Source organism: Marinovum algicola, assembly GCF_900109145.1.
Classification (GTDB): Bacteria; Pseudomonadota; Alphaproteobacteria; order Rhodobacterales; family Rhodobacteraceae; genus Marinovum; species Marinovum algicola.
In genome coordinates this window covers 1-17,211 of sequence record NZ_FNYY01000014.1, presented here as the reverse complement: position 1 = coordinate 17,211, position 17,211 = coordinate 1, and the positions used below count along the sequence as shown (strand labels likewise).

The window sequence follows — 17,211 nt, the reverse complement described above, 5'->3', positions numbered from 1 at the left end:
GGCCTCCCTTCTTTCTTTGGTTGTGTCACGCCGCATCAGCCCTTGACCCCGACGCCGGCAAAGCCGGTGCTGAGATTGCGCCGCAGCAGGAAATAGACCGCCACCGCCGGCAGCGCGTAGACCAGCGAATAGGCCGCGAGAAATCCGTAATCGACGGAGCTGTGTTCGCCGAACGAGTTGAACAGGCCCACCGACATCGGGAAATCGGCGGTCTTGCGGACAAAGATCAGCGGCAGCAGAAATTCGTTCCAGGCGTTGATGAAGGAAAAGAACCAGACCACCGAGAGCCCCGCCCGCGACATCGGCAGCACCACGTTCCACAGGATCCGGAACAGCGAGGCGCCTTCGGAATAGGCCGCTTCCTCCAGCTCGAGCGGCACCGTGTCGAAGAAGTTCTTGAGCAGCAGCAGGGTGAACGGCAGGTTGATCATGGTGATCGCCAGCGCCACCCCGGTCAGGCTGAGCAGCCCGGTCGATTGCGCCATGAAAAAGATCGGCACGATGATCCCGGTGGCCGGCAGCATGCGCAAGAGCACCAGCGCCCAGAGGATGGCGTTGCGCCCCGGAATGCGCACTCGCGACAGCGGATAGGCGGCGAGGCCGGCAAAAACCGTGGTCAGCGTGGAGGTCAGCAGGGCGACATAGACCGAGTTCAGGAACTGCCGGCCGCTTTCGCCGGCCACCGCCTTGGAGAAATTGGCCAGCCCGAAGGCCTGGGGCCAGCGCAGGGTGCCGTCGGCCAACGGATCGACCGCATTGAAGGCCACCCAGCTCAGCGGGCTGATCCAGAACAGCGCCACGAGGGCCAGCGCCAGGGCGAGGGTCGGGGATTTGCGTGTGTCAGTCATGAGAGATCACCGAGGGTCTTTGAGGAGCCGGACATAGAAGATCGACAGGAAGGCGACGATCAGCACCATTGCGACCGAGATCGCCGAGCCATAGCCGAGCTTTCCGACGGCAAAGCTTTCCTGGTAGACGAAGATCGATAGCACCTGGGTCTTGCGGCCCGGCCCGCCGCCGGTCAGCGCATAGATCAGCGGGAAGTAGACGAAGCTGGAGATCGTGATGAACAGGCAGTTGGTGGCGATATGCGGCCGCAGGATCGGCAGGGTGATATGCCAGGCCCGTTGCAGCGGCGTGGCGCCATCGACCCGGGCCGCCTCGACCACTTCCGACGGCACGGTGTCGAGCGCGGCGGAATAGAGGATGTAGGACCAGGCCGCGCCTTTCCAGACATTGGCGACGATCACCACGAACAGCGGGTGGTCGTTGATGAAATTGCGGGTTTCGATGCCGAAGGGTTGCAGGATCGCCAGATCCACCAGGCCGTTTTCCGTGAAGGTCGCCGACCAGACGTAGGCGGCCACCACATCGGGCAGGATCCAGCCCAGGATCACCGCGCCCTCGACAAAGGATTTGGTGAACCGGCCGGTGTTGCGCAGTGCCGCCGCCATGGCAAAGCCGAGGATGTTCTGGCCGATGATCGCCGAGAAGACGGTGAAGACGGTTGTCACCCAGAGCGAGTTGAGGAACCCGCGCCGCTTGAACAGCCGTTCGTAATTGTCGAACCCGACGAAGCTCCATTCCGTGGCCTTGCGGCCAAAGAGCGCGAGGTCGGTAAAGGACATCACCAGAATCCAGCCTGCCATGTAGAGCAGCAGGGCGATCACCGCGATCGCGGGGATCAGCATTGCGGCGACAAGTTTCCAGTCGCGCTGAATCCAGGGTTTGGCATCGTCGAACATGGGGGCCTCGATTTCTGTTCTAATGCCGGCCCGGGCGCGGTGGGCGCGCCCGGGCCGGGCCGGGAGGTCAGTCTTCGATGACCATCACCTGATCTTCGCCGAATTCGTCGATCAGCGTTTCGTGGTAGGTTTCCATCACCTCGTCGACGCTGATCCCGTCGAGGATATCGGCGGTCGATTGCTGCACCAGCGCCGAGACGAAGTAATAGCCCGGCACCGCGTCGCGCTTGGTCGTCTGGTCGTTCAGCGGCGTCACGTCGGAAAAGAACTTGTCCGACTGATAGGCCGGGGTTTCCGCGATGTCGGTCCGCACCGCCATGCGGCCGTTCTCGATCACCCAGGGCTCGAACGTCTCGCGGTCGAAGATCTTGGCCACCAGCGCCTTGGCCTCTTCCGGTTGGTCGGTCGCGGCCGAGACGCCAACCGTCCAGCCGGCGGAGATGTTGGAATAGGCCGGTGCGCCCGCGACACCGGAGCCGGGGAAGGGCGCCCAGTAGACCGCTTTGTCCCGCTCGGCCTGCGGCGGAATGTCGGTGCCGCCGCAATCCCAGATGCAGTTGTTTTCCCAGGACCCCGAGGCCCAGATGCCGACCTCGCCGCTGATCAGCCCCGGGCGCATGATGGCGCCCACGTCGCTGGAGTACTGGTCGCCGGGTTCGGCCAGGGCATCGGTGGTGTAGATCGTTTCATAGAACTCGAAGGTGCGGCGCAGCGCCGGGCTCTTGCCGATCCACTGGCCGGTGTCGCGGTTGCGCAGGCGGTTGCGGTCGCCTTCGGGGGTGTCGGCGCCCAGCAGCACCATGTAGAAGCCCTGCATCGTGGTGGCTTCTTCGTTCTTGGTGCCGGCCGGCACGACCAGCGCGTTTTCGGTGCCGGTCGCTTCCTTGACCTTGCGGGCGGTGTCGAGCAACTCGTCCCATGTCTGCGGTTTCCACGGGGTTTCGATCCCGGCCGCCTCAAAGGCCTTGACCGAATACCACAGCATCCGGGCGTCGGTGTCGGTCAGAAGCGCATAGACCTTGCCGTCCAGGCTGGTCGCATCCAGCGTGCGCTGCGGGTAGAATTGCCACTGATCCCATGTCTCGGCCATCCCGTTCAGCGGCAGAAGGTCACCATTGGCGGACAGGCGCTGCACCATGCCGGTGTCGATATGCAGCACGTCCGGCGCAGTGCCAGAGGCAACATCAAGGGCGATACGGTTGTCATAGCCTTCGTTGGGCAGCGGGATGCGCTCGACGGCCTCGCCGGTGGCGGCTTCGTAGGCCTCGATCCCCGGTTCGATCAGCGAGGCGAATTGCGACCGGTACATGATCGACAGATCGGCCGTGGCGGCGGTGCCCAGCAGCAGGGCCGCGGCGGCGGCGGATGACAGAAGTTTGGTGTTCATGGTTCTCCTCCCAAGGTCCGGATGAAAGACGCGCGATGCGGGGACGGACCGTTCCAGGCATGCGTTTGTATGTCCGTGCCGGTCAGGCCGGGGCGGTGACCGGCCTTGCGGTATCACGGGTGATGACCGCGCAGCCCTGCGCGCCCAGCCCGTCGATCCCGAGTTGCACCCGGTCGCCGGGGCGCAGGTATTGCGGCGGTGTCATGCCCATGCCGACGCCCGGCGGCGTGCCGGTGGTGATCAGATCGCCGGGGTGCAGGGTGAACAGTCGGCTGAGATAGCTGACAACTTCGGCCACCGAAAAGATCATCGTCGCGGTCGAGCCGGTCTGTTTGCGCACGCCATTGACCTCGAGCCACATCCCCAGCGCCTGCGGATCGGCGATCTCGTCGGCGGTCACCAGCCAGGGGCCGATCGGCCCGAAGCTGTCGGCGCTCTTGCCCTTGGTCCATTGGCCGGTGCCCTCCAGCTGCCAGCTGCGCTCGGAGACATCGTTGACGATGCAATATCCGGCGACATGGCGCAGGGCGTCCGCCGGGCGGACATTGTGTGCCACCTGTCCGATGACCACGCCCAACTCGACCTCCCAATCGGTCTTGGCCGCGCCGGCCGGCAGGCGGATGGCATCATTTGGGCCGCTCAGACAGCTGTTGGCCTTGAGAAAGACAATCGGTTCGGACGGCACCGGCAGCCCGCTTTCGGCGGCGTGATCGGCATAGTTCAGCCCGATGCCGATGAATTTTCCCACGCCGGTCACGCAGGGGCCCAGTCGGGGCTGGCCTTCGACGATGGGCAGCGCGCCGATGTCATCGAGCGCGAGCCCGTCGAGGCGGCTCAGAAAGGCACCATCGATATCGGGCACGAGGGCCGACGCATCGCGCAGGGCGCCATCGGCGTCGACAAGTCCGGGTTTCTCGGCGCCCGCAGGGCCAAATCGCACGAGTTTCATCTTGGGGTATCCTGTCTTGCAGCCGGGCGGGTCATGCCCAGGTGCTGTAGGCTGTCTGTTTGCGGAAATAGCCGTCAAAGCCGTAGGCGCCGTCTTCGCCGCCCAGGCCGGAGTGCCGCCAGCCGGTGTGAAAGCCCTGAACCTGCTCGCCATTGCTGCGGTTGAGGTACAATTCGCCGAATTTCAGCGCGGCGGGCGCGCGCATCAGGCGGTGACGGTCTTCGGTAAAGAGATAGGCGGAGAGGCCGAACCGGCTGGCATTGGCCAGCGCCACCGCCTCGTCGAAGCCATCGACCCGCAGGGCCGAGATCACCGGCCCGAAAATCTCGTCGCGCAGCAGCGGCGATTGGGCATCGCGGCTTTCCAGCACCGTGGGCGCATACCAGTGGCCCTGGGCAAAGGCGCCGTCGTGGCGCGGGCCGCCGGCCAGCAATACCTCGTCGCCGGCGGCGCGGCCGGCGGCGACCATGGCGGCGACCTTGTCGACCTCGACGGCGCTGATCTTGGGGCCGAGATCGGGATTCTGCATCGGATCGTCCATGGTCAGGGCGCGGGTCTTGGCGACGAAGCGTTCGAGGAAGCTGTCGGCAATGGCGCGGTGCAGGTACATCCGTTCGTTGCAGGTGCAGATCTGGCCGCAATTGGTAAAGCGCGCGGCCACCGCGGCATCGACCGCCGCGTCGATGTCGGCGTCTTCCATGACGATGAAGGGCGCCTTGCCGCCGAGTTCCAGCCGCAACACCTTGAGATCGGCGGCCCCGGCGGCATAGATGTCGCGCCCCGCCCGCAGGCTGCCGGTCATGGTTACCAGATCGGTCTCGGGGCTGGAGACAAGCGCCGCGCCCAGGGTCGGGCCGCGCCCGGTCACCACGTTGAAGACGCCGGCGGGAAGCCCGACCTGTTCGGCCAGACGCGCCAGGAACAGCCCCGACAGCGGCGTCAGCTCATGCGACATCAGCACAAGGGTGTTGCCGGCCACCAGCGCCGGGCCGGCCTTGCGCCCGGCCAGGGCCGCCGGATAGTTCCAGGCCGTCAGGGCGACAACGACGCCATAGGGATGGCGGCGAATATGGATTTCCTCGTTGCGGTTGTCCGAGGCCACGATATCGCCGGAAATCCGCCGCGCGCCCGAGGCCGCATGGCTGAGGAATTCGGCACAGGCGGCAACCTCGCCCCGCGCCTGGCCGATGGGCTTGCCCTGTTCGGCGGTGATGATCCGCGCATAGGTTTCGGCATTGTCGCGCACCGCCTTGGCCAGCGCCTGCACCGCGCGGCCGCGTTCGATCGCCGGGGTCATGGCCCATCCCGGCGCAGCGGCCCGGGCCGCGGCCAGCGCCGCTTCGGCCATCCCGGCGCCGCCATCCGGCGTTTCCGAGATCACCTCGCCGGTGGCCGGATTGTCGACGAGGAGGCTGCCGGTTGCGCCCTCCTGGCTCCAGCTTCCGTTGACAAAGACCTCGCGCCCCAGCGCAATCAGGTCGATATTCCGTTCGTCCAGCATCTCAGACCTCGCGTTGCGGATGGGCGTTCAGCAGCCCTTGAAGATATCCGATGGCATGGCCCCGGGCGCGGTGGCCCCAGGGGCTGTCATTCTCGATCTGCGGCACGTGATCATCCAGCAGGAAGCCGTCGAACCCGTTGTCGCGCAGCAATCCGATCATCTCGGAGGGATTGAAATTGCCCTCGCCGAGGAAGCATTCGACAAAGCGGGGCACGCTGCCCTGCACGTCGCGGAAATGGACATAGGCGATCTTGCCGCGCGGGCCGAAGTGGGAAATCATCTCGCGCACCGTCTGCGCGCCGCCGAGCATCGACGAACAGGAGCCGAGGCACAGATCCAGCGCCCAGGCGGGGCTGTCCTTGGCCAGGGCTTCGGCCCGCTTGAAGTTCTCGACGCCGGTAAAGAGCCGCGCGACGCCGCCAAGCTCGGAGGCGGGCGGATCGTCGGGGTGCAGTGCCAGCCGCACGCCGGCCTCTTCGGCGACCGGCAGCACGCGGTCAAGGAACCAGGCGTAATTGTCCCACATCTGGTCGTGGGAAATGCCGGCGTCATCGCCGAAACGCAGCGGCATGGCAGAGAGGTCGCCCAGGACACTGGGCAGGAACCGCTCGGCCTCGGCCCGCGTCGTCGCGGCCGTCGCCTCGGCCAGATCGAACCCGGTATTGCGTGCCCCGCCGCGCCCCTTGATCCGGCGGTTGGTGCGCCAGACCGAGTTGGGCATGAAATGGTAGCCGAGGATGCCGATCCCGGCAGCGCCCAGGGCGCGGATGATGGCGCAATAGTTCTCGATCTGCGCCTCGCGGCCCGGCGCGCCGGTCATGACCTTGTCATAGAAATGCACCGGCACGTTTTCGATCGCCTCGAGCTTCAGGCCCTCGGCCGCCACCGCATCGGCCAGGCGCTGAACGTCGGCGGCGTCCCAGGTGTCGGCGCCCGGCAGCAGCGGCGTGTTCATCTGCACGCTGTCGATGCCCAACTGCCGCGCAAACGCCATGGTCTCGGTGGTGATCTCGTTGAACTGGCCGATGGCAACACGCATTCCCATCTGTCCCTCCCTGCCGTTTTTTGCCTTTGTGGCTCTTTAAATATATCTGTTATCGACTTAGATATCGATAAAGGTCGTTTCCGGCGGAGTCAAGTCTGTTAGAATGACCGCAGACTGTTTTTGAAGGAACCGGACAGTGAACACTCAGACGCCAGTGCCCTCGAACGCCGCCCAGGGCGTGCAAGAATTCTTTGACGCGCTGGTTGAAGGGCGGCTTTCGCTTGGCCAGACGGTCAAGCAGAGCGCGCTCTGCGACGTGCTGGGCATTTCGCTGGCCGGGCTGCGCGAGGTCTGCCTGCTGCTCGAGGCGGAAGGGCTGATCGAGGTGCGCAAGCGGGTGGGCGTCAAGATCTTCTACCCCGATGTCGCCTTTGTGCGGGACACCTTCCAATATCGCGAGCTGCTGGAATGCGAGGGGCTGCGCCGGCTGGTGGAAGCGCCGCCGGACAATTGGGTGGCCGAGATGACGCAGCTTCATGCCGAGACCCTGGCGCATGCCGAACGGGCAAAGACCGCCGAGGGCTACCGGATCGAGGTCAAGGCGTTGGAAGATCGGTTTCATGGCAGTCTCATCGCCGCCTTTCACAACCGCCAGATTTCGGCGAACTATGACCGGACGATGCAGAAGATGTATCTGTTTCGCCTGCTGCGGCCGGAATCCGTCAACCTCGCCAATACGGCGACGGCGTTCCGCGAACATGCGCAGGTGATCGAGCGGGTGGCGGCGGGCGATGCCGACGGCGCGGTCGCGGCGCTGCGCACCCATTTCTCCGGCGTGTTGCGGCGGACTTTGGCGACCTGAGGCCGGCGCCTTTCGCGGCTTTGGTGGGCAAAACCGCCTGCGTTCCGGGCGGTTTTCGGACCGCCGCGTAAACCTAAAAAAAAACCGCGACGGAATGCGACGGCCGGATCGTACCAAGGGACGTGCGCCGCAGCAGCGGGCGCTTCGGAGCCTTGAAAGGACATCTCTCTTGCGAACCCTCATTTCCGTCCTGGCCGGCGCGGGCCTGTTGTTCGGCGCCTATGTCATCAGTTTCGGCGTGCCGGAGCGTCTGGCGTCCTATCTCGGAGCGGCGGCCGGCGCCGAGGCGGCACCATCGGCCGAGGCGCGGCCCGGCGGCGGCGCGGGCCGGCCGGGCGGGCGCGGCGGCGCGACGTCGGTGGTGCTGGCGCCGCTCGAGGCGCGGCCGCACGACCTGGTGCTGCGGACCATCGGCAGCGCCACCTCGCTGCGCAATGTCGAGGTGGTGGCCAGCGTCTCGGGCGAGGTGGCCGAGGTGCGGATGGCGGCCAATGCCTCGGTGGCCAAGGGCGATGTGCTCTTGCGGCTGGACGACCGGGCGCAGCGGCTGGCGGTGGAGATCGCCGAAACCGAGCGCGACGAGGCGCAGGCCTCGTTGAATCGCTACAATACGCTGAAGGACAACGGCAACCTGACGATCACCGATGTCGCCATGGCCGAGGCCGAGGTGGCGCTTCGGCTGGCCGAGGCAAATCTGGCGCTGGCGCAGGTGGCGCTGGAGGATCGCACGATCCGGGCGCCGATGAGTGGCCGCCTGGGGCTGAGCACGCTGGAAACGGGCACCTATGTCAGCGCCGGAACCGCCCTGGTGACGATCGACGATTCATCGGCGCTGATCGCGGAGTTCGAGGTGCCCGAGCGCTCGATCGGCCTGCTTGAGGTCGGCCGGGTGGTGCAGGTCGGCACGCCGACCTATGTGGGCCGCGTGTTCGAAGGGGTGATCACCGCCTTTGACAGCCGGCTCGACAGCGTGACCCGCAGTGCCACGGTGCGCGCGCGGATCGACAATTCCGAGGGCGAGCTGCTCTCGGGGATGACCTTTGCGGTGCGGATGATCGAAGAGACCGAGCCGCTGCCGGTGGTGCCCTCGACCGCGGTGACTTGGGACCGGTCGGGCGCCGGCATCTGGGTCTCCGACGCGGGCCGCGTCACCCGCCATCCGGTGGCGATCCGCTACCGCGAGGGCGATCAGCTCTGGGTCGAGACCGATGTGCCGCTGGGGGCGCAGATCGTGGCCGAGGGGGCCGCGAAACTGCGCGAGGGCGCACAGGTGAACGATGCCGCCGAAGCGAGGCCGAGCGCATGAGCTTGGAAAAGATGCTGCACCGCGCGGGCTTTGCCGATACCTTTGTGGCGCGGCCGATTTTCGGCATTGTCGTCAACCTGTTGATCGTGGTGGCCGGGCTGGCGGCGCTGAGCGGCGTGGACGTGCGCGAAATGCCGGATGTGGATCAGCCAGTGCTCTCGGTCCGCACCAGCTATGACGGCGCGGTGCCGGCCACGGTCGACACCGAGGTGACGCAGGTGCTGGAGGATGCGCTGAGCGCGCTGGACGGGCTGGCTTACATGGAATCCACCTCGAGCGCGGAATCGAGCCGGATCACCATCGATCTGACCGATGGCACCGATGTCGATGTGGCGGCCAATGAGGCGCGCGAGATCGTGTCGGAAACCCTGCGTTCGCTGCCGGATGACATCGACGATCCTTCGGTGAGCAAATCCGACAGCAATGCCGATGCGATCATCCGGCTGGCGCTGCTGGGCAATGCCTCGCTGGCCGAGCTGACGCAGCTGGCCGAGGGCATGGTCTATGAGCGGTTGTCGACGATCGACGGTATCGCCGAGGTCACGGTGCGCGGCGACCGGTCGAACGAGTTCCGGGTGACACTCAGCATGCCGTCGCTGCTGAGCCGGGGGCTGACGATCTTTGACGTCAGCGAAGCGCTCGGAGCGCTGCGCGACGACACGCCGCTGGGCGAGATCGAGAGCCAGAACCAGACCATGAGCCTGAGCGTGGCGAATGAAAATGTCACCGTCGAGATGATCGAGGAATTGCAGATCAACCGCACGACACAGATTGCCGATGTGGCGCTGGTGCAGCTCTTGCCGGAAGAGGCCAGCGTGTTCACACGGGTCAATGGCCAGACGGCGGTGGGGCTCGACATCACACGGCAATCGGTGGGCAACACGCTTGATATCTCGCGCGCGGTGAATGCCGCGGTCGAAGAGCTGCGCGGCGACTTGCCCGAGGGGGTGCGGCTGGTGGTGGCCTCGGATGACGGGGTGTTTGTCGAGGGTTCGCTGACCGAGGTGGTGAAGTCGATCCTGATGGCGACGGCGATCGTCGTGGCGGTGATCTTTCTGTTCCTGCGCTCGCCGCGCGCCACGCTGATCCCGGCGGTCACCATTCCGGTGGCGCTGGTCGGCACGTTGGCGGCGATCTGGCTGACCGGGTTTTCAGTCAATACCATCAGCCTTCTGGCGCTGGTGCTGGCGACAGGCATGGTGGTCGATGACGCCATCGTGGTGATCGAGAACATCGTGCGCAAGCGCAAGGCCGGCATGGGCGCCTTTGCGGCGGCAGCGGCGGGCACCAACGAGGTGTTCTTTGCGGTGATTTCGACGACCGCGACGCTGGCGGCGGTGTTCATCCCGATTTCCTTTCTGCCCGGACAGGCCGGCGGGGTGTTTTCCGAGTTCGGTTTTGTGCTGGCCTTTGCCGTCACCCTGTCATCGCTGACCGCGCTGACCCTGGCGCCGGTGCTGGCGGCCCTGCTCGATCCCGGCAGGCCCTCGGGGCAGGCGGAGCGCGCGGGCAAGGGCCGGGTGATGCTTGTGTTCGATGCGGTGATGGACCGGGCGATCCGCACGCCGGTGCTGGTGCTGTCGCTGGCCGGGGCCTTTGTGCTGCTGGCCTGGGGGGCGGCGCTGACCCTGCCGTCGGAGGTGACGCCCTCGGAGGACCGGGGTTTCTTTCTGGTGCAGGCGCGCGGCGCCTCGGATACCACGGTGAGCTATCTCGACGGCCAGGTGCAGCGGGTCGAGGCGATCCTGACCCCCTATCTCGAGAGCGGCGAAATCGAGGTGGTGCAAAGCATCGTCGGGGTCGGCGGCGGCACCAGCGCCTTTATCGTGGTGCGGCTGCCGGACTGGGCCGAGCGCGACTTTGCGCAGGATGAGCTGGTGGCGCAGATCAGCCGGCAGCTGGCGTCGGTGCCCGGCGTGCGGGTCAGCGCGCGGGCGACCAACAGTCTCAATATCCGCGGCGCCGGCGGTGGGCTGAGCTTTGCGGTCACCGGAACCAATATCGCCGCGATCACCGAGGGCACCGAGGCGCTGGTGGCGGCGATGGCGGGCGATGCCGCCTTTCTCAATCCGCAATTGTCGAACGACAGCGTCGATGCCCAGCTTCAGGTGGTGGTGGACGATGCCGCCGCCAATGACATGGGGCTGACCTCCTCCGAGGCCACGGCGCTGGTCAGCGCGCTGGTGCGGGGCACCACGGCGGTGAGCGTGTTCGAGAACGACGCCGAGGTCGATGTGACGGTGGTGCCCGGCGGCGCGCCGATCGATGATCCCTCGGACATCGCCTCGATGCCGCTCAGGCTGTCGGACGGGTCATATGTGCCGCTGTCGACGATTGCCGCGCTCGAGACGGTGGTGACCCAGGCGCAGATCGAGCGGCAGGGCGGGGCGCTGTCGGTGGCGGCACAGGCCAATCTGGGCGAGGGCACCGACATGTCCGAGGCGATGGCGCGGGTCAGCGCCCTGGCGGACGAGGTGCTGCCCGAGGGCCTGCGGCTGGTCTTTACCGGCGAGGCGGCGACGCTGGATGACAGCACCGACGCGATGCTGATGGTCTTTGGCGTGGCGCTTCTGGTGGTGTTGCTGGTGCTGGCGGCGCAGTTCGAAAGCTTTGCCAGCGCGGTGGTGATCATGCTGACGGTGCCTTTCGGGTTGGCGGCGGCGCTGATGGCGATCTCCTTGTCGGGCGGATCGCTGAACTACTACAGCCAGATCGGGCTGGTGATGCTGATCGGGGTGATGGCCAAGAACGGCATTCTGATCGTCGAATTCGCCAATCAGTTGCGCGAAGCGGGCCAGGATATCGACAGCGCCATCCGCGACGCGCTGAGCCTGCGCATCCGGCCGGTGATGATGACCATGGTCTCGACCGCGCTTGGCGGGCTGCCGCTGATCCTGACCTCGGGCGCCGGCGCCGAGGCGCGGGTGGCGGTGGGCTGGGTGATCGTCGGCGGCCTGGGCTTTGCCACGGTGTTCACCCTGTTCCTGACGCCGATCTTCTATCGCTGGATCGCGGTCTGGGGCGCCGCGCCGGGGGCGGCGGCGCGGCGGCTGGAAACCGAACGGCTGGCGGCGGGGTGAGCCCCGCCGCTCAGGCGCGCAGCTCGGAAAGCACCTCACCGGCCAGCGTGAAGGAGCGGACCCGGGCGCTGTGGTCGTGGATCATGCCGGTGACCATGAGTTCGTCGGGCTGGTGACGCGCCAGCAGGCTGGCAAGTTGGTCGCGGACCATCTCGGGCGTGCCGGTGGCCGAGACCGAAAGCGCGTGTTTCACCTGCGCCAGCACCGGCGCGGGGATCTGTTGCGCCACATCCGCGACCGGGTGCGGCAGCTTGCCAGGCCGGCCCATGCGCAGGTTCGCAAAGGCGAGATATTGCGACGAGCGCAACACCTCGGCCTGCTCGTCCGTATCGGCCACGCAGACCCCGGCGGCCATCATCACATGCGGCGCCGAGAGCGTCGCCGAGGGGCGGAATTGGGCGCGGTAGGTGGCGATCGCCTGGTCCAGCAGGTCCGGCGCGAAATGCGAGGCAAAGGCATATGGCAGGCCGAAATGCGCCGCGAGCTGCGCGCCGTAGAGGCTGGAGCCGAGGATCCAGACCGGCACCTCGGTGCCCTCGCCGGGAATGGCGCGGACCGGGCCGGCGGGGCCGCTGGCGAAATAGCCGATCAGCTCCTGCACATCCTGCGGAAAACTGTCCTCGGGCGACATGTTGCGCCGCAGGGCGCGGGCGGTGGCGCCGTCGGTGCCGGGTGCGCGGCCGAGGCCGAGATCGATCCGGCCGGGGTAAAGCGTGGCCAGGGTGCCGAATTGCTCGGCCACCATCAGCGGGGCGTGGTTGGGCAGCATGATGCCGCCGGCGCCGATGCGCATGGTGGTCGTGGCCGCGGCGACATGGCCGATCACCACGGCGGTCGCGGCGCTGGCAATGCCCGGCATGTTGTGATGCTCGGCCAGCCAGAAGCGGTGATAGCCGGCCCGTTCGGCCGCCACCGCAAGATCGGCGGTATTGGCCAGCGCGTCGCCGGCGCCGGCATCTTCGGGCACGGGCGAGAGATCAAGTAGGGAGAAATGCTGCATCGGTGATATCCTTTTGGCGCACCTATGCACGCCCCCGCGCCGCGCCAAGGCGGCGCCGGGGGTTCCGTAACGGCAGCGTCAGCCGCTGGCCGGGGCGTTGCCGCGCTCGACCCGGTTCCAGCGGATCGACGACCAGAGCGAAACGCCGATCAGCGCCGCGCCGCCAAGCCCGGTGATGACCTCGGGGATATGCACCAGCGATTGCATGAACATGATCACCGACAGCGCGATGATGGCGTAAAAGGCGCCGTGTTCGAGATAGCGGTATTCGGTCAGGGTGCCGTTTTCGACCAGCATGATCGTCATCGAACGCACGTACATCGCGCCAATGCCGAGGCCGATGGCGATGATGAAGAGGTTCTGGGTCAGGGCGAAGGCGCCGATCACCCCGTCAAAGCTGAACGAGGCGTCGAGCACCTCGAGATAGAGAAAGGCGCCGAGCCCGCCCTGGGCCGCGCCCTTGACCGCCTTTTGCGTGCTGTCGAGCAATCCGCCCAGAACTTCGACCAGCAGGAAGGTCAGCAGGCCCCAGATCGCCGAGCTGAAAAACACCTGGGTGTCGGCGCCGTCCAGCAAGCGCGAGAAGATCAGCACCGTGACCAGCACGATGGCCACCTCGATGCCGCGAATGGTGGCGTGGCGCGCCATGCGCCTTTCCAGCCATTGCACCCAATGCACGTCCTTTTCGTGATCGAAGAAAAAGCTGAGGCCGACCATCATCAGGAAGGTGCCGCCGAAGGCCGCGATCGGCAGATGCGCCTCTTCCATGATATGGGCGTATTCCTCGGGGCGGGCGGCGGCCAGGGTGATCGCCTCCCAGGGGCCGATGCGGGCCGAGATCACCACGATCAGCAGCGGAAAGACGATGCGCATGCCGAAGACGGCGATCAGGATGCCCCAGGTCAGGAACCGGCGCTGCCAGATCGGGGTCATCGATTTCAGCTTGTTGGCGTTGACGATGGCATTGTCGAAGGACAGCGAGATCTCCAGCACGGCAAGCACCGCGCAGATAAAGAGGATGGTCAGCATGCCGGCGAGGGTGCCGGTTGTCGTCCAGCCCAGCCAGCCGCCGAGCGCAAGGCCCAGGCCGGTGACGATGAAGGCCCATTTGAGATAGGAAAGCATGGATCTGGCCGGGGCGCCGCTGTGCGGCGCGCCTCCGGTCGGGGAGGGGTGTTGTGTCATGATGTGAACACGTCCAGGCGGCTGGAAAAGATCTGGTGCCGACATCACGAAAGCGCCGCCACTTCCGCCAGAGGGGCCCGGTCACCCGATTATAGCGCCGATGCGCCGTCATCCTATTGGCCTGTCACATCGCTTTTGTAAACGGATTCGTGATCGGCGCGGCGGGCTGGGCCGTTATGTGCCGATGGCCGCAGGGCGCGAAAAGCCCCGGTGCGGGAGGCGCCCGGCCCGTTTGCCTGCCGGCGCGGCCCGGCCCTGCGTGCGGGTTCCTCGCGGCCAAAGCCCGCGTTTTCAGGCCCCTGCGCAGGGTTGCAGGCGGATTTCGGGAGATCCGGAAAAATTGTCATATGAGAAAAAAATTGACAAAAGTAAAAACAGCGGGAATAGTGGCCGGGGATTGAGTACCTGTTCCGCAGGCTCTGTGATCTGCCACGAGGGAGGACAAGATGGCAAACTCGAAAACCAGCTATGTGTCACGCCGCGCATTCCTGAGAGCGGGGGCCGCGACCGGGGTCGCGCTGGCCGCTCCGACGTTCTTTGTCGGCAAGGCGCATGCCGCCACCGAAAAGCTGAACATCGGCATCATTCCGGCCTATTCTTTCGGCATCTACTGGCTGGTCCAGGATCAGGGCTTTGCCCCCGGCGTCGAGATGGATTTCAGCGTCTTCCCCTCGGGCCCCCCCGCCATCGAGGCGATGGTCGGCGGCTCGGTCGATGCGATCACCGTGGGCTCGGTGCCGCCGCTGGCGGCGATGGCGCGCAATGTCGCCGATTTCCGCGAGATCTCGGTCTGTGGCGATGCCTCGGGGCTCTTCACCATCGTCGGCCGTCCGGGGATGACCAGCCTGGCCGATCTCGAAGGCAAGCGGATCGCGGTGACCTCGGGGTCGAACTTCGATTTCTTCCTCGGCGTCGCGCTCGAGCAGGCCGGGCTGTCGGACATGAAGCTGACCCGGATCAACATGGAGCCGATCGACGCCCAGGCGGCGCTGATCGCCGGGGCGGTGGATGCCACCGTGCCGCTGGCCACCTCGCGCCAGCTGATCTTCGACAAGCTGCCGGGCGCCAGCATGCTGGCCGACGGCTCGGCGATGCCGATCGGCAAGCGGCCCTCGATCATGGATGTCTTCATGACCACCCAGCAGACCATGGACGCCAAGGAAGAGGCGCTGACCGAAGTGGTGCGCGCCTTCCACGAGAACGGCGTCAAGATGCTGCGCGAAGACAATGCCGAGGTCGTGCAGCGCATGATCAAATGGCAAAGCGGCATCGGCCGGGCCGGCGTGACCGCGGCGGAAGTCGAGCCGCTGCTGAACAACTACTTCTATTTCGACGTGCCCGAGATCAAATCGGTCTATGCCGATGACATCCTGAAAAACGCGCTGCGGGTGCAATCGGAGTTCCTGGTCGAGAATGACCGCATCCGCAACATGCCCGACCTCGATGCGCTGGTGTCGGATCAGATCGTGACCCGGCTCTGAGACCGATGGCTCTGTTGCATTCTCTCCGGTCAAGGCGCCTGTGGTTGGGCGCCTTGTCGATCGCCACGGTCTTCGGGGTCTATATCTGGATCACGAACCAGCCCGACAACAATCCGGCGCTGTTGCCGCCGATCCTGGATATCCTGGCCTCGTTCAAGACCAACCTGACCAGCGGCAGCCTGCTGACCGCGCTGGGGGCGAGCCTGTTCCGCATTGCCATGGGCTTTTTCATCGGCACCACGCTGGCGCTGATCGTCGGTTGCCTGGTGGGCTGGTACAAGACGGTGGAATATCTGCTCGACCCGCTAATCGAGGCGCTGCGGCCGATCCCGCCGCTGGCCTATATTCCGATCATCATCATCTGGTTCGGGATCGGCGAATTCAGCCGGGTGCTGATCATCACCATCGCCTGTTTCATGGTCTGCGTGGTCAACGTGATCGCCGGCATGAAGAACGTGCCGCAGGTCTATGTCGATGCCGCATCGACCATGGGCGCTAGCCGGTTCCAGGTGTTCCGCACCGTCGCCGTGCCCGCCGCCACGCCGTTCATCATCACCGGCTACCGGATTGCGCTGGCTGCCGCCTGGACGACGCTGGTCGCCTCGGAACTGCTGGCGGCGCAGAACGGCCTCGGCTTTCTGTTGCAGGAAGGACGGCGCTATTTCCTGACCGATCAGGTGATGATGATCATCGTGATCATCGGCGGCTGCGCCTTCATCATGGATCGCATCTTCCGCAAGATTCAGGCTCATCTCATGCAATGGTCGGAGGCCCGCGAATAATGCCAGAGATCCTCGTCGACAATCTCACCCATACCTTCGGCAAGGGCGAGCCCGGTGCGCTCACCGTGCTGGACAAGATCAACCTGACCTTCGAATCCGGGTCGTTCAATTCGATCATCGGCACCTCGGGCTGTGGCAAGTCCACGCTGCTCAAGATGATGGCCGGGCTGTTTACCCCCTCGGACGGGCAGATGACGCTCGATGGCGAGGTGATCGAGGGCACCGACCGGCGCCGGGGCATGGTGTTCCAGCAGGATGCGGTGTTTCCCTGGATGACCGTGGCCAAGAACATCTCTTACGGCCCGCGCCTGCGCGGCGCCTCGAAGGCCGAGCAATCCGAGATCGAGGCGAAATGGACCGAGATGGTGGGGCTCAGGGGCTTTGAAGACCGCTGGCCGCGTGAGTTGTCGGGCGGGATGCGCAAGCGGGTCGATATCGGCCGGGTCTATGCCAATGATCCCGATGTGCTGTTGATGGACGAGCCGTTCGGGGCGCTGGACGCCCAGACCAAGGAGCGGATGCAATCCGACCTGCTGACCACCTGGCAGAAGTCGAAAAAGACCGTGGTCTTTGTCACCCATGACATCGAAGAGGCGATCTTTCTGTCGGACAAGATCATCGTTCTGTCGTCGCGCCCCGGCCGGGTGCACCATATCGAAGAGGTCAGCCTGCCACGGCCGCGCAATGACGAGATGCGGCTGACCGAAGAGTTCCTCGCCATCAAGCGCCGTTTGTGGGGGATGCTGGATCACTGACACTCACGGGAACCTCCCTGGCCCTTCGGGGCGACTTCACCCGCGTCGGTCCTCTGGGCTGACGCGGTTTTTTGTTGGGCGGGGGCCCGGGGGTTGGCGCTGCTGGTCTGGATGCCGGTCACGTCGCGCCCCGGACCTGATCCGGGCCTCGTGGCGGCTTGCGGTGCGGGGTGGGGGAAGGGGTCCCGGCGCG

Annotated in this window: 14 protein-coding genes; 6 read left to right on the top strand and 8 right to left on the bottom strand. The window is 65.9% G+C overall.

Features of this window, described 5'->3' with window-relative positions; genetic code table 11:
- Nucleotides 1–35: 35 nt before the first annotated feature.
- The 6 genes from BMW90_RS17285 to BMW90_RS17260 all read right to left on the bottom strand — a co-directional run bounded on the left by BMW90_RS17285 (nucleotide 36) and on the right by BMW90_RS17260 (nucleotide 6,627).
- The gene (locus tag BMW90_RS17285; RefSeq protein WP_048535347.1) at nucleotides 36–848 is read right to left on the bottom strand and encodes a carbohydrate ABC transporter permease; all 813 of its coding nucleotides are present in this window, start codon (nucleotides 846–848) and stop codon (nucleotides 36–38) included.
- A gap of 6 nt (nucleotides 849–854) precedes the next feature.
- Nucleotides 855–1,745 carry a carbohydrate ABC transporter permease gene (locus tag BMW90_RS17280; protein ID WP_048535345.1) on the bottom strand — a complete coding sequence of 297 codons (891 nt, stop codon included), beginning with the start codon at nucleotides 1,743–1,745 and terminating at the stop codon, nucleotides 855–857.
- Between the two features lie 67 nt (nucleotides 1,746–1,812).
- Complete coding sequence (locus tag BMW90_RS17275; RefSeq protein ID WP_074837655.1) at nucleotides 1,813–3,132, bottom strand: extracellular solute-binding protein; 1,320 nt, start codon at nucleotides 3,130–3,132, stop codon at nucleotides 1,813–1,815.
- Between the two features lie 82 nt (nucleotides 3,133–3,214).
- Nucleotides 3,215–4,081: a fumarylacetoacetate hydrolase family protein gene (locus tag BMW90_RS17270; protein ID WP_074837654.1), complete on the bottom strand. Its 867-nt coding sequence runs from the start codon at nucleotides 4,079–4,081 to the stop codon at nucleotides 3,215–3,217.
- 31 nt (nucleotides 4,082–4,112) lie between these two features.
- On the bottom strand, nucleotides 4,113–5,582 hold the full coding sequence (locus tag BMW90_RS17265; RefSeq protein ID WP_074837653.1) for an aldehyde dehydrogenase family protein: 1,470 nt from the start codon (nucleotides 5,580–5,582) through the stop codon (nucleotides 4,113–4,115).
- A gap of 1 nt (nucleotide 5,583) precedes the next feature.
- Complete coding sequence (locus BMW90_RS17260; protein ID WP_074837652.1) at nucleotides 5,584–6,627, bottom strand: mannonate dehydratase; 1,044 nt, start codon at nucleotides 6,625–6,627, stop codon at nucleotides 5,584–5,586.
- A 136-nt stretch (nucleotides 6,628–6,763) separates the two neighbouring features.
- On the opposite strand from BMW90_RS17260, the gene BMW90_RS17255 reads away from it, so the two are divergent.
- The 3 genes from BMW90_RS17255 to BMW90_RS17245 all read left to right on the top strand — a co-directional run bounded on the left by BMW90_RS17255 (nucleotide 6,764) and on the right by BMW90_RS17245 (nucleotide 11,815).
- Entirely contained in the window at nucleotides 6,764–7,429 is a 666-nt protein-coding gene (locus tag BMW90_RS17255; protein ID WP_083416105.1) for a GntR family transcriptional regulator, read from the top strand.
- 169 nt (nucleotides 7,430–7,598) lie between these two features.
- Nucleotides 7,599–8,735: an efflux RND transporter periplasmic adaptor subunit gene (locus BMW90_RS17250; protein WP_074837650.1), complete on the top strand. Its 1,137-nt coding sequence runs from the start codon at nucleotides 7,599–7,601 to the stop codon at nucleotides 8,733–8,735.
- Nucleotides 8,732–11,815, top strand: coding sequence for an efflux RND transporter permease subunit (locus BMW90_RS17245; RefSeq protein WP_074837649.1), 3,084 nt, complete (start codon nucleotides 8,732–8,734; stop codon nucleotides 11,813–11,815). The genes BMW90_RS17250 and BMW90_RS17245 overlap by 4 nt, the downstream gene beginning before the upstream one ends.
- A 10-nt stretch (nucleotides 11,816–11,825) precedes the next feature.
- Here the strand turns inward: BMW90_RS17245 and BMW90_RS17240 are convergent, their stop codons facing one another.
- Nucleotides 11,826–12,815 carry an LLM class flavin-dependent oxidoreductase gene (locus tag BMW90_RS17240; protein ID WP_074837648.1) on the bottom strand — a complete coding sequence of 330 codons (990 nt, stop codon included), beginning with the start codon at nucleotides 12,813–12,815 and terminating at the stop codon, nucleotides 11,826–11,828.
- Nucleotides 12,816–12,893: 78 nt separating this feature from the next.
- The gene (locus BMW90_RS17235; RefSeq protein ID WP_244526539.1) at nucleotides 12,894–13,940 is read right to left on the bottom strand and encodes a DUF475 domain-containing protein; all 1,047 of its coding nucleotides are present in this window, start codon (nucleotides 13,938–13,940) and stop codon (nucleotides 12,894–12,896) included.
- 506 nt (nucleotides 13,941–14,446) lie between these two features.
- Between BMW90_RS17235 and BMW90_RS17230 the strand changes: the two genes are divergently transcribed.
- Genes BMW90_RS17230 through BMW90_RS17220 form a run of 3 tightly spaced genes read left to right on the top strand, consistent with a single transcriptional unit; the run spans nucleotide 14,447 to nucleotide 17,018 of the window.
- Nucleotides 14,447–15,481, top strand: a complete 1,035-nt coding sequence (locus tag BMW90_RS17230; RefSeq protein WP_074837647.1) for an ABC transporter substrate-binding protein — start codon at nucleotides 14,447–14,449, stop codon at nucleotides 15,479–15,481.
- Nucleotides 15,482–15,534: 53 nt separating this feature from the next.
- Nucleotides 15,535–16,263 carry an ABC transporter permease gene (locus BMW90_RS17225; protein WP_158499065.1) on the top strand — a complete coding sequence of 243 codons (729 nt, stop codon included), beginning with the start codon at nucleotides 15,535–15,537 and terminating at the stop codon, nucleotides 16,261–16,263.
- Nucleotides 16,263–17,018, top strand: coding sequence for an ABC transporter ATP-binding protein (locus BMW90_RS17220; protein WP_048535324.1), 756 nt, complete (start codon nucleotides 16,263–16,265; stop codon nucleotides 17,016–17,018). Before BMW90_RS17225 ends, BMW90_RS17220 begins: the two co-directional genes overlap by 1 nt.
- Nucleotides 17,019–17,211 lie beyond the last annotated feature (193 nt).